Source organism: Streptomyces sp. NPDC055966 (genome assembly GCF_042269865.1).
GTDB lineage: Bacteria > Actinomycetota > Actinomycetes > Streptomycetales > Streptomycetaceae > Streptomyces.
Genome location: NZ_JBHJYK010000016.1, coordinates 55,288 through 81,385, shown reverse-complemented (window position 1 = coordinate 81,385; position 26,098 = coordinate 55,288). Strand labels below are relative to the sequence as shown.

Sequence of the window (26,098 nt, the reverse complement as noted above, 5' to 3'; positions counted from 1 at the left end):
GGGGCACTTCGGCGCTGCCCATGACAACGGATTAGGGTGACCGCGTGGCGAGAGTGCGGTTGAGCGTGGCCGAGCGGCGGGAGGAACTGCTGCGGGCCGCCATCGGGCAGATCGAGGCGCGGGGCGTGGCGGCGGTCAGGATCGCCGACGTGGCCGCGGCGCTCGGGGTGAGCAACGCGCTGGTGCTGTACCACTTCTCGACGAAGGAGCGGCTGGTCGCCGCGGCGTTCGCGTACGCGGCCGAGGACGATCTCGCGCATCTGCGCAAGCTGCTGGGGCGGCGCACGTCCGCGCTGCGCCGGCTGCGCGCGGCGGTGCGCTGGTACGCGCCGACCGGGCAGGCCAAGGGCTGGCGGCTGTGGATCGAGGGCTGGGCCGTGGCGCTGCGCGAGCCCGCGCTGCGCGACGTCACCCGGGACCTGGACCGGCAGTGGAAGGCGGCGATCACCGAGGTGATCGCCGAGGGCGTGGCGGCGGGCGAGTTCACGTGCGCCGACCCGGCCGGTGCCGCCCTGCGTCTGACCGCCCTGCTGGACGGACTGGCGGTGCAGCTGACGTCGTACCCGGGCTCGGTGCCGCGCAGCCGGGCCCAGCAGTGGGTCGACGACGCCCTCGCCCGCGAACTGGGCCTGGCCCGGGAGGCGTTGACCGAGCGCTGAGGCGCGTCGTCGCCCGCGCCCCGCTGGTCCGGCGGGGCACGGGCGACAGCGGCGGTGTCAGGCCACCGACGCGATGCGGTGCTTGATGTCGTCCGGGGACAGGGCGCCCTTCGCCGTCACGTGGTCGCCGGAGGACTCTCCGCGCAGCCTGCGGCCGATCCACGGGACGAGGAACTCACGGGCCCAGTGGACGTCGTCGCGGCGGATCTCCAGCGTGCCCCGGGGCGGCAGCGGCGGCCACGCCTGCTCCGGGTCGGCCGGGACCTCCAGGCCGAGAGCCTGACCGGCGCGCAGCGCCACGCGCGTGTGCCCCTCGGGCGAGAGATGGAGCCGGTCACTGTCCCACGCCCTGCGGTCCTGCACCGACTTCAGGGACCACAGGTCCAGCACCGGGCAGCGGTACCGGTCGGCGATGGCCCGTACGTGCCCGTTGTACGTGGCGATCCTGCCCCGCAGATGCTTGAGCACCGGGACGCCCCGGGTGTCGAACCCGGTCGTCACCATGACCGTGCCCGCGGCCTCGGTCAGCCGGGCCACGGCCCGCTCGAAGCGCTCGGCCACCTCGTCCGGGTCGGTGCCCGGGCGGATGATGTCGTTGCCGCCCGCGCAGAGCGAGACCAGGTCCGGGGCCAGTTCGACGGCCTTCGGGAGCTGGTCCTCCACGATCTGGTCGAGCAGCTTCCCGCGGACCGCGAGATTGGTGTACTTGAAGTCCCCCTCGGGACGTCGGTCGGCGAGCAGGACCGCGAACCGGTCGGCCCAACCGACGAACGCCCCGTCGGGGCCGGGATCGCCGACGCCCTCGGTGAAGCTGTCCCCCACCGCCACGTACGACCCGATCACTGATCTGTTGTCATTCTTCGAATCGTCTGCCACGTCGGACCATGATTCACCTTCGGATGTGACCTACGCGACCGTAGGCAGGGGTTGACGAACGGTGAGATGAGACACTCCAAAAGAATGCGCGAATCAGGAATACCCCGGCCGCCGGGCGCGTTGACCGTGCGATCTCCACACCCGGCTCAGACGCGTCGCAGCCGCACGACCGTCGCGTCCAGGTCGCCGGTCAGTCCGGTGCGCAGTCCGTGGTGCAGGAGCACGGCTCCGCGGTGCACCTGGCCGGTTTCGCGGCACGCGTACGACGCGGCCGGGTCGAGTCCGCGCAGCCGCAGTGCCGGTACCGGCTCGCCGTAGCTCTGCGCCTGGAGCCAGGCGAGGACCACCGTCTCCTCGCCCCGGACGTACTGGACGGCGCTCAGACCGCCGGCCGGGGGCCGCAGCCGGTACAGCTCGCCGTGCTGGACGACCGGGCGGATCTCCTTGTAGAGATCCACCCAGCGCCGGGCCTCGGCCAGTTCCTCCTCACTCCACTCGGTCAGGTCGCCGCCGATGCCGAGCACGCCCGCCATGGCGCTGACGAACCGGAACCGCAGCGAGCTGACACGCCCGTTGAGCTGGGTGTTGGGGCTGTCGGTGACCCAGGCGGCCATGACCCGGGCCGGGTGGAGCTGGCTGAAGCCGTGCTGGATGGCGAGCCGGTCGAGCGGGTCGGTGTTGTCGGAGGTCCACACCTGGTCGGTGCGGCTGAGCACTCCGAGGTCGATCCGGCCGCCGCCGCCCGAGCAGGACTCGAAGGCGACGGAGGGGTGGGCCGCGCGCAGCCGGTCCAGCAGGGCGTACAGACCGCGGACGTGGTCCACCCACAGCCGCTGCGGGTACGGCTCGCCGGGCCAGCCGGCGTCGGTGAAGCAGCGGTTGAAGTCCCACTTCACGTAGTCGACCGGGGCGCTGGACAGCAGCGTGTCCAACTGGTCCCACAGGTACGCCCGGACGTCCTCGCGGGCGAGGTTGAGGACGAGCTGGTTGCGCAGTTCCGTCCGCCGGCGTCCCGGCTGGTACTGCACCCAGTCGGGGTGCGCGCGGTACAGGTCGCTGTCCGGGTTGACCATCTCCGGCTCGGCCCAGATGCCGAACCGCATGCCGAGGCCGTGCACCTGGTCGGCGAGCGGCTTCAGGCCCTGCGGGAAGCGGTCGGGGTTGGGCGTCCAGTCGCCGAGCCCTGCGCGGTCGCTGGTGCGGGCGCCGAACCAGCCGTCGTCCACGACGAACAGCTCGACGCCGATCGCGGCGGCCCGGCGCGCGAGGGCGAGCTGCTGCTCCTCGGAGATGTCGAAGTTCGTCGCCTCCCAGGAGTTGAACAGCACGGGCCGGTCCTGCTCGGCGTCCGGGACGACGTACGCGCGCTGGTAGGCGTGCCAGGCGCGGCTCGCGCCGCCGAAGCCGCCGTCGCTCCACAGGCCCGCGAAGACGGGGGTGGTGTACGACTCCCCCGGCTGCAGGAGCAGCAGGCCCGAGTCGTCGTAGCCGGCGCCGCCCGTGATCTGCACGCGCGCGTCCGGGAGTTGGGCGACGGCGATCCGCCAGGAGCCGGACCAGCCGAGCGCGCAGCCGTAGACCTCGCCCCGCTCCTCGGTGGCGTCGGTGTCCAGCGCCACCCAGGGCAGGTGCTGGTGGCCGGTGTGGCCGCGGCGGCTGCCGATGACCTTCTCACCGTAGGTGAGCGGGGCGGTGGTGAGCCGGGACTCGGCGGCCCAGCGGCCGTGCAGCTGGGACAGCCGCCAGCCCTCGCGGTCGGGCAGGGTCCAGGTGGCCGCGTCGGCCCGCAGCAGCTCCACGCGCGCGCGTGTGCCGTTCTCCACGCTCACCCAGCGCTCCACGACGTCGCCGCGCATCCGGTGGTGCAGGGTGATCGCGATCCCGTCGTCGTCGAAGCGCAGCCGCAGCTCGTCGTCGCCGCCCTCGCGCGCGGTGTCGTACGACACGAAGCGCCACTCGGTGCCGCGCCGCTCCTCGGTGCGCACGGACAGGGCGGGGCGGACGAAGCGGGGGCCGCCCTCGACGGGGTACTCCTCGCGGCCGTCGAGCGGGGACTCGAAGGGCCAGTAGCCGGGCAGCGGGTCCCGGGCCAGGGCCTCGGCGTCCGCGAGGGCGATGCGGGGCCCCCAGTGGAGGTGGAGCAGTTCGTCCGCATCGGTGAGATGCAGCGCATAACCGCTGGTGGGCCCCGTCAGGAGCCAGGTGCGACCGTCTTCTGCGATGTCCAGCACGTACAACCTCACAGGTGCCAACAGATCCGCTCAAGTGCCAACATCATCAAGCCGCCCGGCGCTGGTGACAATGCCTGTGGACGACTCCTTGCCCGAGGAAACCGATGTCGTATGGTCGACAGAGCGCCCGCCGACGAGTCGCGACGGCGGGCCCGACCGGGAGGAGCCCCCGTGACGCAGCAGGTCCCGTCGACCGAGCCGGAGCTGGCCGGCGTGCGCAATTTCCGCGACGTCGGCGGACTGCCGACCGCGGACGGGCGCCGGGTGCGCCACGGCGTGCTGTTCCGCAGCGGACACCTGGCGCACGCGACCGAGGACGACGCGGCCTTCCTCGCCTCCCTCGGCCTGCACACGATCTTCGACTTCCGCAACGCGGCCGACCAGAAGCTGGAGGGCCCGGACGTCGCGCTGCCCGGCGTGCGGAACGTGAACCTGCCGCTGAGCGACCCGGCCGACGGCGCCGAGTTCTGGACGATGGTCCGCGACGGCGACCTCGGCCAGTTGCGCGGGATCCTCGCCGACGGCAAGGGCGCGGCCCGCATGACCGCCTCGTACCGCACGATCGTCAAGGAGCGCACCGCCGAGCACTCCCGGGTGCTGCACGCGCTCGTGGAGGACAGCGTGCCCGCGCTCATGCACTGCGCGGCGGGCAAGGACCGCGCCGGCATCTCCATAGCCGTGACGCTGCTCGCCGTCGGTGTGGAGCGTGACGCGATCGTCGCGGACTACCTGGAGTCCAACGCCAAGCACCGGCGCTACAAGGTCCGCCGCAGCGGCAGCGCCGAGTCCGCGTACACGCCCGAGGTGATGGAGCTGCTCAGCCCGCTCTTCGACGCCCGCGCCGAGTACCTCCAGGCGGCCTTCGACAGCATCGAGGAGACCTGGGGCGGCGTCGACACCTACCTGGAGCAGGGCCTGTCCCTCACCCCCGGCCACCGCGAGCGACTGCGCGAGCGCCTGCTGGACTGACCGGCGGCCGACTCGGTCAGCCCTTGGCGCCGATCGCGAACAGCAGGTAGAGGAACGCGGCGAGGACATGGCCGACGGCGATGTAGATGATCAGGCGGATCCACAGGGAACGGGGGAACTTCGTCTCGAAGTCGCTCATGGCAGCTCTCCGGTCGACGGCCCCAGGCACAGCGTGGCCGTGGGGCTCTGCAGCAGGGTGTGGACGAACAGCAGCTCGACGCCGTCGTGGTCCTCGGCGGCGAGGCGGTGCGGCGTGAGCGAGTCGAAGTGGGCGCTGTCACCGGGCGCGAGCAGGTGCACGGTGTCGCCGAGGCGCAGGCGCAGGCGGCCCCTGAGGACGTAGAGCCACTCCTCGCCGGGGTGCACGCGGACGACGTCGCCCTGCGAGCCGTACGGCACGCGCACGCGCAGCGCCTGCATACCGCGGCCGGGCGCCCCGGCCTGGAAGTACGTCCAGCCGCCCGCCCGGGTCGGCTCCATGCCGCCGGAGCGCACGATCGCGTCCCGGTCGGCGACCGTCTCGCCCAGCAGTTCGGAGACCGTCGTACCGTAGATGCGGGCGAGGGCGAGCAGCATCGGCAGTGACGGCTGGCGCTGCCCGGTCTCCAGCCGGGACAGATGGGCGGCCGAGAGCCCGGCGGCGCGGGCCGCGGCCTCCAGGGTGAGGGCGGCCCGCCGGCGCAGTGCGCGCAGCTGTGGCGCGACCACGGGCAGTGCGTCGCCCGGTTCCGCCGGCGATCCGGCGTCTGAGGCGTTCATGCCTCCATTCAGCCGCAGCTTTGCCCCACGGGCAATTTTATTGCCTCAGAGGCAAACAAGCTCAGCGACCCGCCACCGCCTGCTTGATCAGGGTCTTGCCGAAGTCCCACATCAGGCCGCCGCCGCTGTGCGCGTCGTCCATGACGGCGGTGAAGGCGTCCACGAACCGGTCCACGTCGGCCGCGTCGAAGACCAGCGGCGGGATCAGCTTGATCACCTCCAGGTGGTCGCCGGAGACCTGGGTGAGGATCCGGTGCCGCTGGAGCAGCGGGACCACCACCATCTGCGCGAACAGCCCCTTGCGGGCCGCCTGGAGCATGGTCCAGCGGCTGCGCAGCTTCAGCGAGGACGGCCTGCCGAACTCGATGCCGATCATCAGTCCGCGGCCGCGGACGTCGGCGAGCAGCTCGTACTTCTCGATCAGCGCGGTCAGCCGGGACTTCAGCAGCTCGCCGGTGGCGCGCACGCCGGCGACGATCTGCTCGTCCTCCATCACCGACAGCACGGCGAGGCCGCACGCCATCGCCTGGGCGTTGGATCCGAAGCTCGCCGAGTGGACGAGCACGCGGTCCATGGACGAGTAGACCTTCTTGAAGATCCAGTCCCGTCCCAGAGTGGCGCTGACCGGGACGTACCCGCCGGACAGAGCCTTGGAGACGCACACCAGGTCGGGCTCCACGCCGTCCTCGTGCTGGTAGGCGTAGAAGTCGCCGGTGCGGCCGAGGCCGGTCTGCACCTCGTCGGCGATCAGCAGCGCCTTGTGCCGGTGCAGCAGGTCCTGGGCGGCGCGCAGATAGCCGGGCGGCGCCGCGTGCACGCCCTTGCCCTGGATCGGCTCGACGATCAGCGCGGCGACGTCGCCCTTCTTCAACTCCCGTGCCAGGGCGTCGAGATCGCCGAGCGGTACGGCCGTGTCGGGCAGCAGCGGGGCGAAGCCGTCGCGGAAGCCGCCCTCGCCGTTGACCGACAGGGAGCCGGTGGTCAGGCCGTGGAAGGCGTGGTCGCAGTAGAGGACGCGGGGCTTCGCGGTGGCGTACCGGGCGAACTTCAGCGCGGTCTCCACGGCCTCCGTGCCGCTGTTGCCGAAGAACACCCGGTCCAGGTGCGGGCTGTGCCCGAGCAGCCGCTCGGCGAGCAGGCCGGGCAGCGGCTGGCAGTCGAAGCGGGTGAGGTCGGCGAGGCCGAGGTCGAGGACGTCGTGCAGCGCCTTGCGGACGACCGGGTGGTGGCGGCCGAGGCCCATCACCCCGAACCCGGCGAGCATGTCCAGGTAGTCGTTGCCGTCCGCGTCGTAGAAGTGGGCGCCCTCGGCCCGTTCGTAGACCCGGTCGAAGCCGATGGTGTGCAGCATGCGCGGGAGCTGCGGGTTGAGGTACTTCGCGTGCAGCTCGTAGCGTTCGGCGCCGCGCTCGGCGAGCAGGGCACCGAGGTCGAACTCCGTGCTCATTCCTTCTCCTCGGCCTTCTCTTCGGCCTTCTTCAGGGTCTTCTGCCCGGCGAGGCCGGCGGCGTCGGTGACGGCCAGACTCGCGCTGATCCGCCCGGCGATCTCGACGGGCGTGAGACCGATGTCGGCCAGTACCTCGGCGCGCTTGGCGTGCGCGAGGAACTGCTCCGGGATGCCGAAGCGCCGTACCGGCACGTCCACGTCGGCGTCCCCGAGGGCCAGGGCGACCGCCGAACCGACGCCCGCGGAACGGCTGTTGTCCTCCACGACGGCCACCAGCCGGTGCCCGGCGGCCAGGCCCGGCAGGGCGGGGTCGACGGGTTTGACCCAACGGGGGTCCACCACCGTGCAGCTGATCCCGCGTGCTTCCAGCAGGTCGGCGGCCTGGAGGCACACCGGCGCCATCACGCCGACGGCGACGAGCAGCACCTCGGGGTCCTCGGCGCGGTGCAGCACGTCCATGCCGCCGATCCGGTCGAGCGCCGGGAGGTCCGGGCCGACCGACTCCTTCGGGTAGCGGACCAGGGTGGGCGCGTCGTCGACGGCGACGGCCTCGCGCAGCTGGGCGCGCAGCTGTCCGGCGTCGCGCGGGGCGGCGATCCTCAGGCCGGGCACGACCTGGAGGACCGACATGTCCCACATGCCGTTGTGCGAGGCGCCGTCGACGCCGGTGACACCGGCCCGGTCGAGGACGAAGGTGACCCCGCAGTGGTGCAGGGCGACGTCCATCAGGAGCTGGTCGAAGGCGCGGTTGAGGAAGGTGGCGTAGACGGCGAAGACCGGATGCAGCCCGCCGGTGGCGAGGCCGGCCGCCGACACCGCCGCGTGCTGCTCGGCGATGCCCACGTCCCACACGCGGTCGGGGAAGCGCTCGGCGAACTTGGTGAGCCCGACCGGGTGGAGCATGGCCGCGGTGATGGCGACGACGTCGTCCCGCTCCTCGCCGATCCGCACCATCTCGTCGCCGAACACCGAGGTCCACGACGGCCCCCCGGACGGCGAGAGCGGCTCGCAGGTGAGCGGGTCCATCACGCCGACGGTGTGGAAGTGGTCCTCCTCGTGGGCGAGGGCGGGCTCGTAGCCGCGGCCCTTCTCGGTGAGGCAGTGCACCAGGACCGGCCCGTGGAAGCGTTTCGCACGCCGCAGCGCCGACTCCACGGCCAAGATGTCGTGGCCGTCGATCGGGCCGACGTACTTCAGGCCCAGGTCCTCGAACATGCCCTGCGGGGCGAAGGCGTCCTTGAAGCCCTTCTTCGCGCCGTGCAGGGACTCGTAGATGGTGCTCCCGACGACCGGGGTCCGCAGCAGGACGTCCTTGCCCCAGGCCAGCACCTTCTCGTAGCCGTCCGTCGTGCGCAGGGTGGCCAGGTGGTTGGCGAGGCCGCCGATGGTGGGGCCGTAGGAACGTTCGTTGTCGTTGACGACGATGATCAGCGGCCGGTCCTTGGCGGCCGCGATGTTGTTCAGCGCCTCCCAGGCCATGCCGCCGGTCAGCGCGCCGTCGCCGATGACCGCGACGACATGGCCCTTCTCCCCCTGCACCTGGCGGGCCTTGGCCAGGCCGTCGGCCCAGCCGAGCGCGGTGGAGGCGTGGCTGTTCTCGATGACGTCGTGCTCGGACTCCTCGCGCGAGGGATAGCCGGACAGCCCGCCCTTGCCGCGCAGCTTGGAGAAGTCCTGACGGCCCGTCAGAAGCTTGTGCACATAGCTCTGGTGGCCGGTGTCCCACAGGATCCGGTCGACCGGCGACTCGAAGACCCGGTGGAGCGCGACGGACAGTTCCACCACCCCGAGATTGGGCCCGAGGTGACCTCCCGTCCTCGACACCGCCTGCACCAGGAACTCTCGTATTTCCCGGGACAGTTCACCGAGTTCCGTCTCGGACAGCGCCTTCAGGTCGCGCGGTTCCCGGATGCTCTCCAGAATGGTCACGCTGGGCCCCCTCTCGGTCCGTGCCTTGCCTCAATTCGACTGCTCTGCGGGGCTCGTCCGTTCGGCGAGCTTCATGGCCTCCTCGATCAGGGTCTCCACGATCTTCGACTCGGGCACGGTCTTGACGACCTCACCCCTGACGAAGATCTGGCCCTTTCCGTTGCCTGAGGCAACTCCGAGGTCGGCCTCACGGGCTTCGCCCGGACCGTTGACCACACACCCCATCACCGCGACCCGGAGCGGCACCTCCATGCCGTCCAGCCCCGCCGTGACCTCCTCGGCGAGCTTGTACACATCGACCTGGGCCCGGCCGCAGGACGGGCAGGAGACGATCTCCAGGCGCCGCTCCCGCAGCCCCAGCGACCGGAGGATCTGGATGCCGACCTTGACCTCCTCCACCGGAGGCGCGCTCAGCGACACACGGACGGTGTCGCCGATCCCGCGCGACAGCAGCGCCCCGAAGGCGACGGCCGACTTGACCGTGCCCTGGAAGGCCGGGCCCGCCTCCGTGACGCCCAGATGCAGCGGGTAGTCGCACTGTGCGGCGAGCTGCTCGTACGCCTCGATCATCACGACCGGGTCGTTGTGCTTCACCGAGATCTTGATGTCCCGGAAGTCGTGCTCCTCGAAGAGCGACGCCTCCCACAGGGCCGACTCCACCAGCGCCTCCGGAGTCGCCCTGCCGTACTTCTGGAGCAGCCGCCGGTCCAGGGAACCGGCGTTGACCCCGATCCTGACCGGCGTGCCGTGGTCCCTCGCGGCCCGCGCGATCTCCTTCACCTGGTCGTCGAACTTCTTGATGTTGCCCGGGTTCACGCGGACCGCGGCGCAGCCGGCCTCGATCGCGGCGAACACGTACTTCGGCTGGAAGTGGATGTCCGCGATCACCGGGATCCGGGACTTCCGGGCGATCGTGGCGAGGGCGTCCGCGTCGTCCTGCGTGGGGCAGGCGACGCGGACGATCTCGCAGCCGGACGCGGTGAGTTCGGCGATCTGCTGGAGGGTGGCGCCGACGTCCGACGTGCGGGTCGTCGTCATCGACTGCACCGACACCGGGGCTCCGCCCCCGACCGCCACCGGCCCGACCTGGATCTGCCGCGACGGGCGCCGCGGCGCGAGGGGCCGGGCCGGTACCCCGGGAACGCCCAAGGGAACGGCGGCCATGACGTCAGTCCTGCTTCCCGCTCGTCGTCATCGTCTCGCGCGCGGCCCGCAGCGACTCCTTCAGGGAGCCCATCGTGGCGAGCACGGCGGTCGGCTCGTAGCCGCAGTGGGCCATGCAGTTGGCGCAGCGCGGGTCCTTGCCGCGGCCGTACTTGTCCCAGTCGGTCTTCTCGACCAGCTCACGGTACGTGGACACGTAACCGTCGCTCATCAGATAGCAGGGCTTCTGCCAACCGAAAAGCGAGTAGCTCGGGATCGCCCAGGCCGTGCACGGGAAGTCGACCTTGCCCTCCAGGAAGTCCAGGAAGAGCGGGCTCTGGTTGAGGCGCCACTTCTTGCGGTTGCCGCCCGAGAACGCCTTCTTGAACAGCTCGCGGGTCTGCTGCACGCCGAGGAAGTGCTCCTGGTCGGGCGCCTTCTCGTAGGCGTAGGCGGGCGAGAGCATCATCTCGTCCACCTTCAGGTCGTCGTTGAGGAAGTTGAGCACCTCGATGACGGTCTGCGGGGTGTCGGTGTTGAAGAAGGTCGAGTTGGTGGTCACCCGGAAGCCGCGCCGCTTGGCCTCCTTGATGGCCTCCACCGCCTCGTCGAAGGTGCCCTCCTTCGCCACCGAGGCGTCGTGCCGCTCGCGCAGCCCGTCGATGTGCACGGCCCACGCGAAGTACGGCGAGGGCGTGAACTTGTCCATCTTCTTGCGCATGAGAAGGGCGTTCGTGCACAGGAACACGAACTTCTTCTTCGCCACCAACTGCCGTACGATCTCGTCGATCTGAGGGTGCATCAACGGTTCGCCGCCGGCGATGGAGACCATCGGCGCACCCGACTCCAGCACCGCGCCCACGGCCTGGGCGACGGGCATGCGCTGCTTGAGGACACCCGCCGGATGCTGGATCTTGCCGCAGCCCTCGCACTTGAGGTTGCACGCGAACAGCGGTTCCAGCTCGACCAGCAGGGCGAACTTGTCCCGCTTCCTGAGCTTCTGTTCGAGCAGGTATGTAGCGACCTTGACGGTCTGGCGCAACGGCATGGCCATCTGGCTCACCTCCGGGGGAGCAGCAAAGAACGGTGCCATTCGAAAAATGCGGGAAGTACGGAACGAAGAACGCGGAAGGCCGATATCCCACCGCGCACGGTGCCGATCCGGACGAGTTCGTGTTCGGGAGCGTCCACGACCACCCGGACGGCTGCCACGGGGCGGTCACCGGTGCGGACGGCGGCGAGGAGCGTGGCCGCCGACTCCATGTCGACCGCGATCGCGCCGGTCGCGAGCAGCTGGGACCGCTCGGGACCGCGCACGACGTGATCGGAGCCGGTGAGCGGCCCGGTGTGGACCGTGCGCCCGGGAAGCAGGCGCACGAGTTCCTTGACCAGCAGTTCGGTCGCCACGCAGGCGACGGCGCCGCGCGCGTCCCGGGTCTCGTCGGCGACCACCAGGTCACCGGGGTGCATGCCGGGCGCGAGCCCGGCACAGAAGCCGGTGGCCAGCACGGCCGCGTCGGCGAACGCCGGGAGGGCGAGCTGCCGGTGGACGGAGCGCTCCGCCGCCTTCGGGCCCATGCCCGTGCGGACGACGGAGTACGGCCCGCCCGCCCCGCTCCTGTCACCGGTGCGCAGGGCGACGTGCTCGATGCCGAGCGCGCAGGCGATCAGCAGCGGGGCCGGGGCGGGCTGGGTGGTCACCTCAGCTCACCCTGGCCTCGGCGAGAGGTTTCTGCGCCTCGGTGAGCGGCTTCCTGGCGAGCAGCCGGCGCTCGAAGGGATCGCCGTGCAGGTACCGGCCGAGCGCGGTGAGCGGGAAGACCTGCCGGTACAAGTGGTAGTTGATGGAGAAGTCCCAGGGGAAGCCGGTGCCGGTGAAGTACGGCTCGTCCCAACCGCCGTCCTCGCGCTGGGTGTCGGCCAGCCACCGCACGCCCCGCTCGACGGCCTGGGAGTCCCGCTCCCCGGCCGCGAGCAGCGCCATCAGCGCCCACGCGGTCTGCGAGGCGGTGGAGGCACCGCGGCCGCTCCACTCCTTGGCGTACTTGTAGGAGCGCAGGTCCTCGCCCCAGCCGCCGTCCTCGTTCTGGACGGACTCCAGCCAGGTCACGGCCCGCCGGATCGCCGGGTGCGCGCCGGGCAGTCCGGCCGCGGTCAGCGCGGGGACGACGGAGCCGGTGCCGTAGAGGTAGTTGACGCCCCAGCGGCCGAACCACGAGCCGTTCGCCTCCTGTTCGGCGAGCAGCCAGTCGATGCCGCGCCGGGTGCGCGGGTCGTGGGCGAGGCCCTCGGCCGCGAGCATCTCCACCACGTGCGCGGTGACGTCGGCCGACGGCGGATCGATGACCTCGCCGAAGTCGCAGAACGGCAGCCGGTTGGGGAACGGGCTGGTGTTGTCGACGTCGAAGGCGCCCCACGCGCCGTTCTTCGACTGCATCCCGAGGTTCCAGCGCACCGCCCGTCCGATGGACCTGTCCACCCGCTCGGGGTCGTGGTGACGGACCCGGCGCAGCGCGAGCGCGACCTCGGCGGTGTCGTCGATGTCCGGGTAGTTGTCGTTGTGGAACTCGAACGCCCAGCCGCCCGGCGGCAGCCCGGGCCGGCGCACGGCCCAGTCGCCGGGCCGGACGATCTCCTCGCCGAGCATCCAGTCGGCCGCCTTGACCAGTTGCGGATGGTCGACCGGGAGCCCCGCGTCGACCAGCGCGATGGTGGCGAGGCAGGTGTCCCACACCGGGGACTGGCAGGCCTCGATCATCCGGGCGCCGTCCTCGCACCACACGGCGAAACGGTCCAGCGAGGCGATGCCCTCGCGCAGCACCGGGTGGTCCAGGTCGTAGCCGAGCAGGTGCAGGGCGATGACCGAGTACACGGCCGGGGGCTGGATGCCGCCCCAGCAGCCGTCGTTCTCCTGCCGCTCGATGATCCAGCGGGCCGCGCTGTTCATCGCGGCCCTGCGCAGCCGGCGCACGGCGACCCTGCGGTAGCCGCGGACCACCTTGTCGAGCCGCTGGAAGAGCCCGTCCCAGCTCGCGACCGGGGCGAGCGGCTGAGGGGGGTTGGGGTTCGCCGGGTCGGTGTGCAGTTCGTCCAGCGCGAAGGGCGCCGGGCGCACGGGACGCTTGGCGGAGACGATGGTGAGCGGCACGATGGTCTGCCGCGCCCAGCAGCCGAAGTTGTAGATGTTGAGCGGGAACCAGGTCGGGAAGTACAGCAGCTCCGGCGGGAGTTCGGGCAGATCGTCCCACTTCCACCAGCCGAACAGGGCGAGCCAGATGCGGGTGAACACCCGGGCGGCGGCGATCCCGCCGCGCTCGCGGATCCAGGCGGAGGCCCGGGCCATGTGGGGCGCGTCGGGCGCGTCGCCGGCCAGCCGCAGGGCGACGTACGCCTCGATGGTGGCGGACAGGTCGCCGGGCCCGCCGTAGAAGGTGGCCCAGGTGCCGTCCTCGCGCTGCTCGCCCCGGATGAACAGCGCGGCGGCCTGTGTGGTCCGCTCGTCGCGGATGCCCAGGAACTGACGCAGGAGCAGGTCTTCCGCGTCCATGGTGACGTTGGTCTCCAGGTCGCCCTTCCACCAGCCCTGGGCGTCCTGCCCCGCGAGCAGGAAGTCGGTGGCGCGCCGGGCGGCGCGTGCGGCGGCGTCGTGCACCCCGGCCGCCTCGGGGGTGGTGATGGTGGTGTCGCTGGCCGCGGCCGCGTGGGACGGCGAGGGCGCCCCGGTGCTTCCGTCGGTCGTCGCTGTCATGGCTTCCCCTTCGTGCAGTCGTGCGAGTCGTGCTGCTGTGGGTCCGCCGTCGGCCGGTGTCCTGTGTCGAGGGACACCGGCCGGCGACTACGCGAGCTGTATCGAGCCGATAATGATCATCTCTTTCGTACGACGACGAAGTCGGCGAGCGCCGCGAAGGCGTCCCGGACCCGGCCGGGCATGTCGACGGCGTCCAGGGCTTCGATGGCGATGGTGTGCTGGCGGCGCGCTTCCTCGGCCGTCCAGTCGCGGCCGCCGGCCTCCTCGATCAGGGCGGCACGGGCCGCGAACTCCTCCTCGGAGAAGTTCTCGAAGTCGGTGCTCTTGGCATCGGCGGCGAGCATCTCGCCGAGCTTCTCGGAGGCGGCGCCGCCGGCCGCGAGCGCGGCGACGACCGGCAGGGACTTCTTGCGCTGGCGCAGGTCGCTCCAGGTCTGCTTGCCGGTGGCGTCCGGGTCACCCCAGATGCCGAGCAGGTCGTCGACGGCCTGGAAGGAAAGGCCGAGGTGGTAGCCGTACTTCTCCAGGGCGTCGGCGGTGGCGTCGTCCGCGCCGCCGAGCACCGCGCCGATGGAGCTGGACGCGGCCAGCAGCGCGCCGGTCTTGTTGCCCTCCATCTCCAGGCACTCCTCGACGCTGACGCGGTCGCGGTGCTCGTAGGAGATGTCCTGGGCCTGGCCGTCGATCAGGGCGCGGGAGGCGGCGGTCAGCCGGCGGGTGGCACGGCCCGCCTCGACGGTGCCGAGCTCCAGCAGGACCTCGTTGGCGAGGGCGAACAGGGCGTCGCCGACCAGGATGGCCTGGGCGGGACCGTGCACCTTCCAGACGGTGTCACGGTGCCGGCGCTGCTCGTCGCCGTCCATCAGGTCGTCGTGCAGCAGCGAGAAGTTGTGGACGAGTTCGACCGCGACGGCCCCCGGGACGCCCACCTCGGGCCCGGCACCGGTGACCTCGGCGGAGAGCACGGCGAGGGCGGGCCGTACGGCCTTGCCGCCGTCGCCGTCGGCGGGGTTGCCGGCCGCGTCGATCCAGCCGAAGTGGTAGGCGGCGACGGTGTCCATGGGCGGCGCCAGCCGGTCGACGGCCGTCCGCAGGACCGGTGTGGCCAGGGTACGGCCGCGCTCCAGCAGCGCGGTCACGTCCACCGCGGTCCTCCGAGCGGGTGTCGAGGCCGGGGGCACAGTGGGCACAGTCTCTCCTCTTGTTGCGGTACCGGGGGTGCGGGGACCTGCCGCGCGCTCACCGAGCATCAGGCCGCCTCCTCGAATGCGAAGAGGCGGCGGGGGCGGGGCCGGCCCAGGGAACCGAGCGCGGCGTCGGCCGCGCTCACTCCACTGCGGACCGCACTCTCCATGGTCGCGGGCCACCCGGTGGCGGTCCACGCTCCGGCCAGGTACAGGCCGGGGGCCTTGGTGCGGGCGCCGGGCCGCAGCCGCCCGACGCCGGGGGCGGGAGCGAACGTCGCCGTGCGCTCCCGGGTCACGAAGAAGTCCTTCACCACCGCGCCACGAGTGCCCGGGATCAGCCGTTCCAGCTCGGGCAGATAGCGCTCGCGCAGCGCGGCGACCGGCAGGTCGATCTCGTCCTGCGCGGCCGACTGCGACAGCGCCAGGTACTGCCCCTGGTCGAGCCCGGAGGCGTCCGTGCGGTCGAAGACCCACTGCACGGGGGTGCCGAGCGCGGCGAAGAAGGGGCGGGCGAGCACCGTGCGGTCGTAGACGACATGCACGTTGAGGATCGGCGCGGTGCCGATGCCGAGCAGCCGCCCGGGGTCGTCGAGGGCGCCGGGCGGCAGCAGGTCGTGGGCCTCGCGCTGGGGTACGGCGAGGACGACGGCGTCCGAGTGAAGCGTCTCGCCGGGAACCTGAACGCTCCAGCTGCCGTTCTCGTTGAGGGAGATGGAGGTGACGCGTGTACGGACCTCGGTACGGACGCCCGCGGAGTCGAGCGCCCTGCGGGCCAGCCGGTCGTGCAGTTCGCCCAGCGGGACATGGGCCCAGCCGATGTCGGCCGCGCCCGGGTCGGACAGCAGACCGGTCTTGAACACCATCGCGGCGAGCCCCAGCGAGGCGTCGCCCGCGACCGCGTTGAGGGTGGCGACCCCGACCAGGTCCCACAGGGCCTCGACGGCGCGCGCCGACTGGCCGCGGGCGGCCAGCCAGCTGCCGAAGTCCTGCGTGTCCAGGGTCGGATCGGCGAGGTCGAGTCCCTTGAGCGCGAGCGCGGCCCGCCCGACGGCGGCACGCTCGGCGAGCGAGAGATGCGGATACGTGGCGAGGCTGCGTCCCAGATGGAGCGGGACGGGCAGCGCGTCGCGCCGCAGCCTGCCGAGCCGCCGGCCCTCGGGCCTTGCGACGTCGACGACGGGCACGTCGAGGCGGTCCTGCAGCGGTGCCAGCGCCGTGCCCTCGATCCGGTCGAGGAACCAGCGGTAGGCGGTGCAGCAGCGCAGGTACACGTGCTGGCCGTTGTCGACGGTCAGGTCGCCGCGCCGGAAGGAGAAGGCGAGGCCGCCCAGCCTCGGCCTGCCTTCGAGCAGGGTGACGCGGACACCCGCGTCCGCGAGCGCGAGCGCCGCGGTGATGCCCGCGAGTCCGCCGCCGACCACGACGGCACGGCCGGCGTGCGCCGGTGCGGGGCGCGAGCTGTCGCTCATCGTGCGTCGTCCTTCCATACATGCGCCCCGCAGGGGGTGCCGTGACCGGCCGTCCGGCGCGGGTCGAACGGTGCACGGTCAGCCGTCGCAGACTGGGACGCCACGCCGGAGCGCAGGGTTGCCTGCCGCAGCACGTCCCCTGGTTCGGCTGGTTCGGTGAGGTCCATCAGGCGCGCCTCCTGACGGACCGGGGCGCGACATGGCGGGTCACGCTCCGGGTGTCGAGCCCGGACAGACCGCGCACGGCGACGTAGGCCTTCTCGCGTCCGGGCAGCGAGACCCGGCCGCGCAGCACGGCCTCGGGATCGCGCTCGATGCGGTCCAGCAGCCGGCGGTAGATGCCGGCCATGGCGGCGACGCAGGCGCCGCTGCGCCGGTCGAGCATGGGCAGCAGCCGGTAGCCCTCGGCGAAAAGGGCGCGGGCCCGCCGCACTTCGAAGTGCACGAGGCCCGCGAAGTCGGAGCCCTCCGGTGGCGTCGGCCCGTCGAACCCGGCCGAGCAGCCGAACTTGGCCAGGTCGTCGGCGGGCAGATAGGTACGGCCGCCCTGGGCGTCCTCGCGGACGTCTCTCAGGATGTTGGTGAGCTGGAGCGCGAGGCCGAGCGTGTCGGCGTACTCGGGGGCGCGTTCGGCGCCGCGCGCGCCCGGTTCGGTGCCGAACACGCCGAGCGAGAGCCGGCCGATGGCACCGGCGACACACCGGCAGTAGACCTTGAGGTCGTCCCAGGTCTCGTACGTCTGACCGCGCACGTCCATCTGGACGCCGTCGATCAGCTCGTCCAGGCCGCCGAGCGGGATCGGGAAGGCGCGCGCGGCATGGGCGAGGGCGACGGCCACCGGGTCGGTGTCGTCCTCGGCGACCTCGCCGGCGTGGACCCGGGCGAGCAGCGCCCGGGTGTCCTCCAGGCGGGTCAGCTTGGTCTCGCCGGGCAGGTCGCCGTCGCCGATGTCGTCCACGCGCCGGGAAAACGCGTACAGCGCCGACATGGCGCGGCGCTTGGGCGTGGGCAGCAGCCGGATGCCGTACGCGAAGTTACGGGCCTGCTGCCCGGTGACGGCCTCGCAGTAGCTGTAGGCGGCGAGTACCGGCGCGGACACGTGCGACGGAGACTCCACGGTCCGGATCACCCCTCTCCTCGCAGGATCACGCCCGCCTCACGCAGCAACTGGACCTTGCCGGGTCTGGGCGGGCCGGGAAGTACGTCGTATTCGGCGGCGGCGATCGCCCGGATCGCCGCCCTTCCCCCCGCCACGAACCCCGCGAGCAGCAGCTTCAACCTGCCGTGGACGCTACCCACCAGGGGGGCGCCTTCATTCAGCAGATCGCGGGCGCGTTGTGCTTCGTATGCAACCAGGGCGCGCACCGATGCGCCTGCCGTTTTCGCGCCAAGATCCGCTTCCTGCACGTGGAAGCGCTTCATGTCGGCGGCGGGGAGGTAGATCCGGTCGCGGCCGAGGTCCTCGGCGACGTCCTGGAGGTGCTCGACGATCTGGAGGGCGGTGCAGACGGCGTCGGAGAGGCGGATCCGCTCGGGCGTCTCGGTACCGGTCACGCCGAGCACGAGGCGGCCGACGGGGTTGGCGGACAGCTCGCAGTAGGCGAGCAGGTCGTCGTAGGTCTCGTAGCGGGAGACGAGCTGGTCCTGGCGGTTGGCGGCGATCAGGCCCAGGAAGGGCTCGGGGGTCAGGCCGCGGCGGCGGACGGTGGGCTGGAGGCGGCGCAGCAGCGGGTGGGCGGGGGTGCCGTCGAAGACGCGGCGCAGGTCGGCCTCGAAGGCGTCGAGCAGGACCAGGCGGTTCTCGGCCTCGGCGGCCGACACGCCGAGCAGGCGGGCGTCGGCGCCGCCGGGGGCGAGGTCGCCGTCGCCGATGTCGTCCACGAGGCGGGCGAAGCCGTAGACCGCCATGAGGTCGTCGCGCCAGGCGCGGGGCAGGAAGAAGGGGGCCACGGGGAAGTTCTCGCTCGCGGCCTTGTCCAGGGTGGCGCGTTCCAGGTCCGGCGCCGTCTCGGTGGCCGTCATCGCCCGCAGCCCGTGGCGGGGACGGCACATGCTGCGTTGAGCTGGGGAGTTTCCGTAGCCATTGCCGTCACATCTCCCGTTCTACACTGCCGACCCAATACACACTATTTCGGACACGCCGCCCGGCGATCCGCGGGGTCGCCCTGGCGCGGGATGTCGCGCATTATGGCCCCACTTGCCGCTTTCCGGACCGGTACAGCTTACGTTGTACAACGCATCGAGGTCCGTCGGGGTGTCCTGCACATCACAACAACACACCGATTGGCGTCAAGATTCCTTGCGCAGACCGGAGTTGACGTTTCCTTTGCGACCCGGGGGCCGACCGGACAGCTGCCGGCGGACCCCTGGCCGAAAACAGGCTACTTGCCCGTGAACTTCTCGTACTCCCTCAGCACCTCGTCGGTCGGCCCGTCCATGCGCAGCTCGCCGCGCTCCAGCCACAGGACGCGATCGCACGTGTCACGGATGGACTTGTTGTTGTGGCTGACCAGAAAGACCGTTCCGGCCTCCTTGCGCAGTTCCCGGATGCGGTCCTCGGAGCGCTTCTGGAACCCCCGGTCACCGGTGGCGAGGGCCTCGTCGATCATGAGGACGTCGTGGTACTTGGCGGCGGCGATGGAGAACCGCAGCCGGGCGGCCATGCCGGAGGAGTACGTCCGCATCGGGAGAGTGATGAAGTCGCCCTTCTCGTTGATCCCGGAGAAGGCCACGATCTCCTGGTAGCGCGCCCTGATCTGCTCCCGGGACATGCCCATGGCGAGACCGCCCAGGATGACGTTGCGCTCACCGGTGAGGTCGTTCATCAGGGCCGCGTTGACGCCCAGCAGCGACGGCTGGCCGTCGGTGTAGACCTTGCCGCGTTCGGCCGGCAGCAGCCCCGCGACGGCGCGCAGCAGGGTCGACTTGCCGGAGCCGTTGGAGCCGATCAGGCCGATGGCCTCGCCCCGGTGGGCGACGAAGGAGACCCCGCGCACGGCGTGGACCGTGCGCACACCTCGCGCCCCGTCGCCGGAGCCCCGCCGCACGATGCGGCTGAGCGCGGCCGTCGCGCTGCCCCTGCCGGTCCTGGCGCCGTTGACGCGGTAGACGATGTGGAGCTCGTCCGCGATGACCGTGGGCCTGCGCGCGCCCGTGGTCGGGTCGTGCAGCTGCTCAGCCACGGCCGTACCTCTCCTCCGCCTTCCAGAAGAACACGAAGCCGCCGGCGAAGACGGCCACCGCCCAGAACAGCGCGATGGCCCACACGTGCGGGGGCAGGTTCGACGCGCCGTAGCCGTCGATGAGGGCGTAGCGCATGAGGTCCATGTAGACCGCGGCCGGGTTGACCTGGAGCAGCCGGACGGCGAGCTCCGAGCGGCCCTCCATCATCTTGCTGATGGAGAACATCACGCCGGAGGTGTACATCCAGGTGCGCAGGATGAACGGCATCAGCTGGGCGAGGTCCGGCGTCTTGGCGCCCAGGCGGGCCACGATCAGCGCGAGCCCGGTGTTGAACAGGAACTGGAGCACCAGGACCGGCACGATCAGCAGCCAGGACAGGCTCGGATAGCTGCCGAACCCGATCGCCACGACGAACATCACGATCATCGAGAAGAGCAGCTGCTGGAGCTGCTGGAGCGAGAAGGAGATGGGCAGCGAGGCGCGCGGGAAGTGCAGGGCGCGCACCAGGCCCAGGTTGCCGGAGATCGCCCGGACGCCCGACATGACCGAGCTCTGCGTGAAGGTGAACACGAACACGCCCGTGACCAGGAACGGGATGTAGACGTCCTGGGACAGGCCGCGGCTCGCGTGCAGGATGACACCGAAGATGAAGTAGTAGACGCCCGCGTTGAGCAGCGGGGTCGCCACCTGCCAGAGCTGGCCGAGCTTGGCCTGGCTGTACTGGGCCGTCAGCTTGGCCTGCGAGAAGGCGAGGATGAAGTGGCGCCTGCCCCACAGCTGACGGACGTACTCGGCGAGCGAGGGACGGGCGCCGCTGACGGCGAGCCCGTACGCGGCGGCGAGCTGCGCGGCCGTCGGCCCCTCGTCGGGCGACGGTATCGCGCTCACCGCGACACCGCCGTCTTGGGTTGTGTGACTCACGAGTGGGAATCCGGAATCTCTTGGTAAGAAGCTTGCTCTCTTCAGGTAAGAGCAAGCTTCTCAGATCACCGGAGGCCGGCCCAGCCGGGTCAGCCGCCACACCGTGCGCCAGCGCATGGCGCGGCGCGGACCGCACGGGGTCGTCCAGCCCTCCTTGAAGCCGCCGAACCAGGCCTTCAGGGCCGGAGCGGACGGCCGGCGCAGCAGCGTGAGCAGCAGCCAGACGCCGAGGTAGACGGGGACGAGGGGCAGGGGCAGGTTGCGGCGGGCCAGCCAGACGCGGTTGCGGGCGACCATGCGGTGGTAGACCGCGTGCCGCGAGGGGGCCGTCGTCGGGTGGTACAGGACCATGTCCGACCGGTAGTCGATCATCCACCCGGCGTCCAGGGCCCGCCAGGCCAGGTCGGTCTCCTCGTGCGCGTAGAAGAACGCGTCCGGCAGCGTCCCGGCCTCCGCGAAGACGCGGGTGCGCACGGCGTTGGCGCCGCCGAGGAAGGTGGTGACGCGCGAGGAGCGCATCGGGTCGGAGGCGCGCAGCCGGGGCACGTGGCGGCGCTGGGTCTCGCCGGTCTCGGGGTCGGCGATGCGGAAGCTGATGATGCCGAGCCTCGGGTCGGCCTCGAACGCCTCGCGGCACAGCTGGGCGGTGTCGTGCCGGGCGAGCAGGCCGTCGTCGTCGAGGAACAGCAGTATGTCGACGTTCCGGCCGTTCGGCCCGAAGGCCTCTATGCCGACGTTGCGGCCGCCCGGGATGCCCAGGTTCTCGGGCAGCTCGATCGTCCGCACGACCGACGGGAACTCCGTGACGTCCGGGACGGGCGAGCCGTTGCCGACGACGACCACCTCGACCGGGTCGCCGTCCTGCTTGGCGACCGAGTCGATGAGGGCCCGCAGTTCCTCGGGCCGGTTGCCCATCGTGATGATGACGGCGCCGACCTTCACGGCACTCACTTCAGCCTGCTTGAGGCGAGGATGGACACCAGGTGCAGCAGGGTCTGCAGCAGGGCGATGCCGGCCAGCACCGCGACACCCAGCCGGGAGAAGAAGAGGTCGCCGCGCGCCTGGTCGACCACCGCCAGCACCAGGATCAGCAGGGACGCCTCGATGCCGAGGATCAGCCGGTGGAACTTGAACGCGGCGGCGGCCCGGCGGGCCAGCGCCATGCCGGAGGAGCGCATCTCGGCGGCGGCCTCCTGGACCGGCGGCTTGCCGGCCTGGTGGCGGGCGACACCGACGAGGTCCGTCTCGGCCTTGATCAGGATCGCGCCGAGCGCGGAGAGCGTGCCGAGGAAGGCCCACAGCCAGTCGATACGGCCGCCGCCCCACAGGTCGGCGGCGCGCAGGCCGAAGCCGACGAGCACGGCGGCGTCGGTCAGGTAGGCGCCGACCCGGTCCAGGTACACGCCGCTGAGCGAGTACTGCTTCTTCCAGCGCGCGATCTCGCCGTCGACGCAGTCCAGCAGCAGGTACATCTGGACGCAGACCACACCGAGCACGGCGCCCCAGATCCCCGGCACCAGGAGTGCCGGGGCCGCGAGCACGCCGAAGACGGTCATCAGGTACGTGAGCTGGTTGGGCGTGACCCTGGTGCCGACCAGGTAGCGGTCGACCCGCAGGGACACCTCACGCATGTAGAGGCGTCCCATCCAATGCTCACCACTGCGCCGGTCCTTCACCCCGGCGGGGTGGACGACCGGACGGAGTTCAGCTACCGATGGCCTTGACATAGTCGGCGTAGATGTCCTTGATCTGGTTCGGCTTGAGTGCGAGGTGTTCGAGGATCGTGTAGCGGCCGGGCCTGGTCTCGGGAGCGAACTCCACGACGCGGACGAACTCGTCCACGGTGAAGCCGAACTCCTCCGGCAGCACCGGAAGCCCGTGCCGGCGCAGCACCGCGGCCGTGTGCGCGGCCTCCTCGTGGGCCCCGCGCAGATACGTTGCGAAGGCCGCGCCGAATCCGCACTGTTCGCCGTGGGCGGCCGCCCGCTTGGGGAACAGCAGGTCGAAGGCGTGGTTGATCTCGTGGCAGGAGCCGGAGGACGGGCGGGAGTCGCCGGAGATCGACATCGAGATACCGCTGAGGACGAGCGCCTCGGCGAGCACCTGGAGGAAGTCGTTGTCGCCGATGCCGCCGGGGTGGCGTAGCACCGCCTCGCCGGCCTGGCGGGCCATGGCGGCGGCGAGACCGTCGATCTTCTCGCCGTTGACCCGGTTCGACAGTTCCCAGTCGGCGACCGCGTTGATGTTGGAGATCGCATCCCCGATACCGGCCCGGACGAAGCGGGCCGGGGCCTCGCGGATCACGTCCAGGTCGATGACGACCGCGATCGGGTTCGGCACCCCGTAGGAGCCGCGCCCCGCGTCGTTGTCCAGCGTCGCGACCGGCGAGCACAGACCGTCGTGCGCGAGGTTCGTCGGCACGGCGACCAGGGGCAGGCCGACGCGGGCCGCGGCGAACTTGGCGCAGTCGATGATCTTGCCGCCGCCGAGCCCGACGACGGCGTCGTAGTGGCCGGACTTCATGTCGCCGGCCAGCCGGATCGCGTCGTCCAGGGTGCCGCCGCCCACCTCGAACCAGGCGGCGCCGGGCAGCGAGGGGCCGAGGCGCTCGCGCAGCCGGGCGCCGGAGCCGCCGCTGACGGCGACGGCGAGCCGGCCGGACTGCGCGATGCGCTCGTCGGCGAGGACTCCGGCCAGGTCGTCCAGGGCACCCGGGCGGATGTCCACGACGACCGGCGAGGGGATCAGCCGGGTCAGTAGCGGCACGCGATCTCCCGCCCCTTGGCCAGGTCGTCGTGGTTGTCGATCTCGACCCACGGGACGTCGCCGATCGGCGCCACGTCGATGCGGAAGCCGCGGTCGACCAGCTCCTGGTAGCCGTGCTCGTAGAACTGCTGCGGGTCGGTCTCCCAGACCGTCTTCAGCGCGTCGGCCAGGTCGGGGGCGGCGTCGCCCTCGATCAGGGTGACGCCGATGTACTCGCCGGTGGCCTCGGCGGGATCCATCAGCTTGGTGATCTTCGTCATGCCCTTCTCGGCGTCGACGACGACCTTCATCTCCTCGTCCGCGAGGGACTTCACGGTGTCGAGGGCGAGGATGATCTTCTTGCCCTCGCCGCGCGCGGCGAGCAGGGTCTTCTCGACGGAGACCGGGTGGACGGTGTCGCCGTTGGCGAGGATCACGCCGTCCTTGAGGGCGTCACGGCCGCACCACAGGGAGTAGGCGTTGTTCCACTCCTCGGCCTTGTCGTTGTCGATGAGGGTGAGCGTGAGGCCGTACTTCGCCTCCAGCGCCGCCTTGCGCTCGTACACGGCCTCCTTGCGGTAGCCGACGATGACCGCGACCTCGGTCAGACCGATCTCCGCGAAGTTGCCGAGGGTGAGGTCGAGCACCGTGATCGAGTCCTCCCTACCTGCCGGCCCCACCGGCACCAGCGCCTTGGGCAGGGTGTCGGTGTAGGGGCGCAGACGCCGTCCGGCGCCGGCCGCCAGCACGAGGCCGATCATGCGGGTTCTCCTTCATCGTGTACGGCGGGTGCGCCTCCGAGATGAGACGACACCCAGAAGCGGATGCTCTCGGCGAGCACCACGAGGGCGACGGACACGGCGAGGACCGTGAGCGCGACCGTGAACTGCGAAGCGGTGAGCACCGCGGCCAGGACGGCGACGAGCAGCGTCCGCCCCTCGTGCCCCCCGATGACGCGCGTCAGCCAGGCCGGGGGTGCTCCGGCGTTGCCGCGGATGCGGTACACCGTGTCGTAGTGATGGTAGGCGACGGCGGCCACCAGCCCGAAAGCCGCAGGAAGCGCTCCGTTCACCCCCGCCTTGCCCGCGAGGGCCAGGACGGTGCCGTACTCGGCGGCCCGGAAGAAGGGCGGGACCAGCCAGTCGAGGGCGCCCTTGAGGGGGCGGGCGACGGCGAGTGCCGAGGTCAGGACGTAGAGCAGGGCACCGATCACGGGCAGCGGCGAGCCGTTTGCGGTGAGGGCGCAGCTGGTGACGACCGCGGCACCGCCGAGGAAGGCGACGGCCGGCACGGCGAGGCCGGGCAGGCCCCCCTTGGCCGCCCGCCGTACGGCCTCGCCGAGCGGGCCGGAGTCGGCGAGGTCCGCGAGCGCCCGGGCGGCCCGGTCGGTGCGCCGCGCCCTCCGGGTCAGGGAGCGCAGCACGCGGCCGGCCGTGGTGTACGTCGCCGCGAGGGCGCAGCCGACGAGCAGGACGCAGAAGGTGATCCGGGGGGTGGTGGCCGCGGTGAGGACGGCGATCATCGCCCAGCGCTCACCTATCGGCAGCACTATCATCCGCCGCAGCCAGACCGTCCAGCCGACGCTGTCGAGCCTGTCGGAGAGGGCGGCGGTGGGGCTGGTGTTGGCGGTGGCGTCGTGGTTGGCCTCGTTGAAGGAGAAGTCGACCACGTGCCGGCAGGTCTGCAGGATCATCGCGCCGAGCGCGAGGGCCCACACGTCATCACCGCCCCGGGCCGCACCGAGGGCGAGGCCTGCGTAGTAGGCGTACTCCTTGGCCCGGTCGAAGGTGGCGTCGAGCCAGGCGCCGAGCGTGGAGTACTTCAGGGCGTAGCGGGCGAGCTGGCCGTCGGTGCAGTCGAGCACGAAGGACGCGATCAGCAGCACGCCGGCGGCGACGAACCCCGCGCGCGTGCCCGTCGCCGCGCAGCCGGCCGCGATCAGGGCGGTGAGCAGCGAGGCCGTGGTGACCTGGTTCGGGGTCAGGCCCCGGCGGGCGCACCAGCGGGCGAGGTAGCGCGAGTAGGGGCTGATGAAGAACGTGGTGAAGAAGCCGTCGCGGGACTTCACGGCCGACTTCAGGCGTACGGCCTCGTCGTCCACGGCGGCGACGGCCTGCCGCGCCTCGTTGCGCGCCTGCGGGTCGGCGGGGACCGCGGCGACCAGGCTGCCCAGCTCGGGCCGGTGCACCTCGCTGCCGTCGGCGTCGAGGGCGGTGACGATGCGGTCGGCGAGGCTGCCGACGGCGAGGGCCGTACCGCCGCTGCCGCCCGCGGAGGTCTCGCGGGCCACGGCCCGGGTCAGCGCCTGCCGGGCGGCCGGCCCGGCGGTGACGGCGCCGGGGACCGCGGCGAGCGGGAAGCGCGGGTCGGTGAGGCCGAGGCGCAGTGCGTGCGGGTGACCGACGAAGCGGGCGTCGACCAGGGCCACGCGCTCGGCGGCCGGAGCCGCGGCGAGCGCGGTCTCGGCCTCCGCGGCGTCCACTGCCACCAGGACGTCGAAACCGAGGGACCGCAGATCGTCCTCCAGTGACGATCCGGGGACCGGCTGACCGGTGACGATGGCGGTCGACAACCGAACTCACTCCCTGGGTGTCGGCGCGCGGGCGCCGGTCGCTTGCATGGTGGGGCGCCTGCCTGCGGCACCCGGGTGTCGGCAGAGGCTATCGGATGGTTCCGGACCTGAGTTCACCGGCCGTTCACGGCCCGGTCCACGGTGCCTGCCCCGGCCTTTGCCGCGATCATCATCGGGGAAACGGGGGCCCGCCCACAAACCCGGCGGCGCAGACCCGGGTAAGCCCTGGCAAAGGAGACACGCGGGCGATCGGCCTAG

23 protein-coding genes and 1 pseudogene are annotated in these 26,098 nt (G+C 71.7%); 2 read left to right on the top strand and 22 right to left on the bottom strand.

What is annotated here, in order from left to right:
• Positions 1-44 precede the first annotated feature (44 nt).
• A complete protein-coding gene (locus ACFC8N_RS30470; protein WP_362821764.1) occupies positions 45-659 on the top strand; it encodes a TetR family transcriptional regulator C-terminal domain-containing protein in 615 nt (204 codons plus the stop codon).
• A 57-nt stretch (positions 660-716) separates the two neighbouring features.
• On the opposite strand, the gene ACFC8N_RS30465 is transcribed toward ACFC8N_RS30470, so the two are convergent.
• Complete coding sequence (locus tag ACFC8N_RS30465; protein ID WP_356028556.1) at positions 717-1,502, bottom strand: SGNH/GDSL hydrolase family protein; 786 nt, start codon at positions 1,500-1,502, stop codon at positions 717-719.
• Positions 1,503-1,681: 179 nt separating this feature from the next.
• A complete protein-coding gene (locus ACFC8N_RS30460) occupies positions 1,682-3,766 on the bottom strand; it encodes an alpha-galactosidase (protein ID WP_376291377.1) in 2,085 nt (694 codons plus the stop codon).
• Between the two features lie 171 nt (positions 3,767-3,937).
• Between ACFC8N_RS30460 and ACFC8N_RS30455 the strand changes: the two genes are divergently transcribed.
• Positions 3,938-4,735, top strand: coding sequence for a tyrosine-protein phosphatase (locus ACFC8N_RS30455; RefSeq protein WP_356028386.1), 798 nt, complete (start codon positions 3,938-3,940; stop codon positions 4,733-4,735).
• 16 nt (positions 4,736-4,751) lie between these two features.
• Here the strand turns inward: ACFC8N_RS30455 and ACFC8N_RS30450 are convergent, their stop codons facing one another.
• The 20 genes and pseudogenes from ACFC8N_RS30450 to ACFC8N_RS30355 all read right to left on the bottom strand — a co-directional run bounded on the left by ACFC8N_RS30450 (position 4,752) and on the right by ACFC8N_RS30355 (position 25,840).
• Entirely contained in the window at positions 4,752-4,874 is a 123-nt protein-coding gene (locus ACFC8N_RS30450; protein WP_071385451.1) for a DUF6126 family protein, read from the bottom strand.
• Positions 4,871-5,494: a helix-turn-helix domain-containing protein gene (locus ACFC8N_RS30445; RefSeq protein WP_376291374.1), complete on the bottom strand. Its 624-nt coding sequence runs from the start codon at positions 5,492-5,494 to the stop codon at positions 4,871-4,873. The genes ACFC8N_RS30450 and ACFC8N_RS30445 overlap by 4 nt, the downstream gene beginning before the upstream one ends.
• 61 nt (positions 5,495-5,555) lie before the next feature.
• Positions 5,556-6,941: an aspartate aminotransferase family protein gene (locus ACFC8N_RS30440; RefSeq protein ID WP_376291372.1), complete on the bottom strand. Its 1,386-nt coding sequence runs from the start codon at positions 6,939-6,941 to the stop codon at positions 5,556-5,558.
• Complete coding sequence (gene dxs, locus ACFC8N_RS30435) at positions 6,938-8,872, bottom strand: 1-deoxy-D-xylulose-5-phosphate synthase (RefSeq protein ID WP_376291370.1); 1,935 nt, start codon at positions 8,870-8,872, stop codon at positions 6,938-6,940. Before dxs ends, ACFC8N_RS30440 begins: the two co-directional genes overlap by 4 nt.
• 30 nt (positions 8,873-8,902) lie before the next feature.
• Positions 8,903-10,036: a flavodoxin-dependent (E)-4-hydroxy-3-methylbut-2-enyl-diphosphate synthase gene (gene ispG, locus ACFC8N_RS30430; protein ID WP_356028377.1), complete on the bottom strand. Its 1,134-nt coding sequence runs from the start codon at positions 10,034-10,036 to the stop codon at positions 8,903-8,905.
• 4 nt (positions 10,037-10,040) lie between these two features.
• On the bottom strand, positions 10,041-11,069 hold the full coding sequence (gene hpnH / locus ACFC8N_RS30425) for an adenosyl-hopene transferase HpnH (RefSeq protein WP_356028375.1): 1,029 nt from the start codon (positions 11,067-11,069) through the stop codon (positions 10,041-10,043).
• Between the two features lie 5 nt (positions 11,070-11,074).
• A complete protein-coding gene (locus tag ACFC8N_RS30420; RefSeq protein ID WP_356028372.1) occupies positions 11,075-11,716 on the bottom strand; it encodes a 1-hydroxy-2-methyl-2-butenyl 4-diphosphate reductase in 642 nt (213 codons plus the stop codon).
• A gap of 1 nt (position 11,717) precedes the next feature.
• Complete coding sequence (gene shc / locus ACFC8N_RS30415; protein WP_376291366.1) at positions 11,718-13,763, bottom strand: squalene--hopene cyclase; 2,046 nt, start codon at positions 13,761-13,763, stop codon at positions 11,718-11,720.
• A 116-nt stretch (positions 13,764-13,879) separates the two neighbouring features.
• Positions 13,880-14,944 carry a polyprenyl synthetase family protein gene (locus ACFC8N_RS30410; protein ID WP_356028554.1) on the bottom strand — a complete coding sequence of 355 codons (1,065 nt, stop codon included), beginning with the start codon at positions 14,942-14,944 and terminating at the stop codon, positions 13,880-13,882.
• A gap of 68 nt (positions 14,945-15,012) precedes the next feature.
• Positions 15,013-16,485: pseudogene (hpnE, locus tag ACFC8N_RS30405) on the bottom strand (hydroxysqualene dehydroxylase HpnE); the annotation flags it as partial.
• Entirely contained in the window at positions 16,416-16,586 is a 171-nt protein-coding gene (locus ACFC8N_RS30400) for a DUF6380 family protein (RefSeq protein WP_376291364.1), read from the bottom strand. The pseudogene hpnE and the gene ACFC8N_RS30400, both read right to left, overlap by 70 nt.
• Entirely contained in the window at positions 16,586-17,548 is a 963-nt protein-coding gene (gene hpnD / locus ACFC8N_RS30395) for a presqualene diphosphate synthase HpnD (protein WP_376291362.1), read from the bottom strand. Before hpnD ends, ACFC8N_RS30400 begins: the two co-directional genes overlap by 1 nt.
• Positions 17,545-18,441, bottom strand: coding sequence for a squalene synthase HpnC (gene hpnC, locus ACFC8N_RS30390; protein WP_356028355.1), 897 nt, complete (start codon positions 18,439-18,441; stop codon positions 17,545-17,547). Before hpnC ends, hpnD begins: the two co-directional genes overlap by 4 nt.
• A gap of 359 nt (positions 18,442-18,800) precedes the next feature.
• On the bottom strand, positions 18,801-19,601 hold the full coding sequence (locus tag ACFC8N_RS30385; RefSeq protein ID WP_376291359.1) for an ABC transporter ATP-binding protein: 801 nt from the start codon (positions 19,599-19,601) through the stop codon (positions 18,801-18,803).
• Entirely contained in the window at positions 19,594-20,523 is a 930-nt protein-coding gene (locus ACFC8N_RS30380) for an ABC transporter permease (RefSeq protein WP_356028350.1), read from the bottom strand. Before ACFC8N_RS30380 ends, ACFC8N_RS30385 begins: the two co-directional genes overlap by 8 nt.
• A gap of 60 nt (positions 20,524-20,583) precedes the next feature.
• Positions 20,584-21,438, bottom strand: a complete 855-nt coding sequence (locus ACFC8N_RS30375) for a glycosyltransferase family 2 protein (RefSeq protein WP_376291627.1) — start codon at positions 21,436-21,438, stop codon at positions 20,584-20,586.
• Between the two features lie 32 nt (positions 21,439-21,470).
• On the bottom strand, positions 21,471-22,250 hold the full coding sequence (locus tag ACFC8N_RS30370) for a CDP-alcohol phosphatidyltransferase family protein (RefSeq protein WP_356028345.1): 780 nt from the start codon (positions 22,248-22,250) through the stop codon (positions 21,471-21,473).
• Positions 22,228-23,289 carry an iron-containing alcohol dehydrogenase family protein gene (locus ACFC8N_RS30365; RefSeq protein WP_356028343.1) on the bottom strand — a complete coding sequence of 354 codons (1,062 nt, stop codon included), beginning with the start codon at positions 23,287-23,289 and terminating at the stop codon, positions 22,228-22,230. Before ACFC8N_RS30365 ends, ACFC8N_RS30370 begins: the two co-directional genes overlap by 23 nt.
• On the bottom strand, positions 23,277-24,029 hold the full coding sequence (locus tag ACFC8N_RS30360; RefSeq protein ID WP_356028340.1) for a phosphocholine cytidylyltransferase family protein: 753 nt from the start codon (positions 24,027-24,029) through the stop codon (positions 23,277-23,279). Before ACFC8N_RS30360 ends, ACFC8N_RS30365 begins: the two co-directional genes overlap by 13 nt.
• The gene (locus tag ACFC8N_RS30355; RefSeq protein ID WP_376291355.1) at positions 24,026-25,840 is read right to left on the bottom strand and encodes a DUF5941 domain-containing protein; all 1,815 of its coding nucleotides are present in this window, start codon (positions 25,838-25,840) and stop codon (positions 24,026-24,028) included. Before ACFC8N_RS30355 ends, ACFC8N_RS30360 begins: the two co-directional genes overlap by 4 nt.
• Between the last annotated feature and the right edge of the window lie 258 nt (positions 25,841-26,098).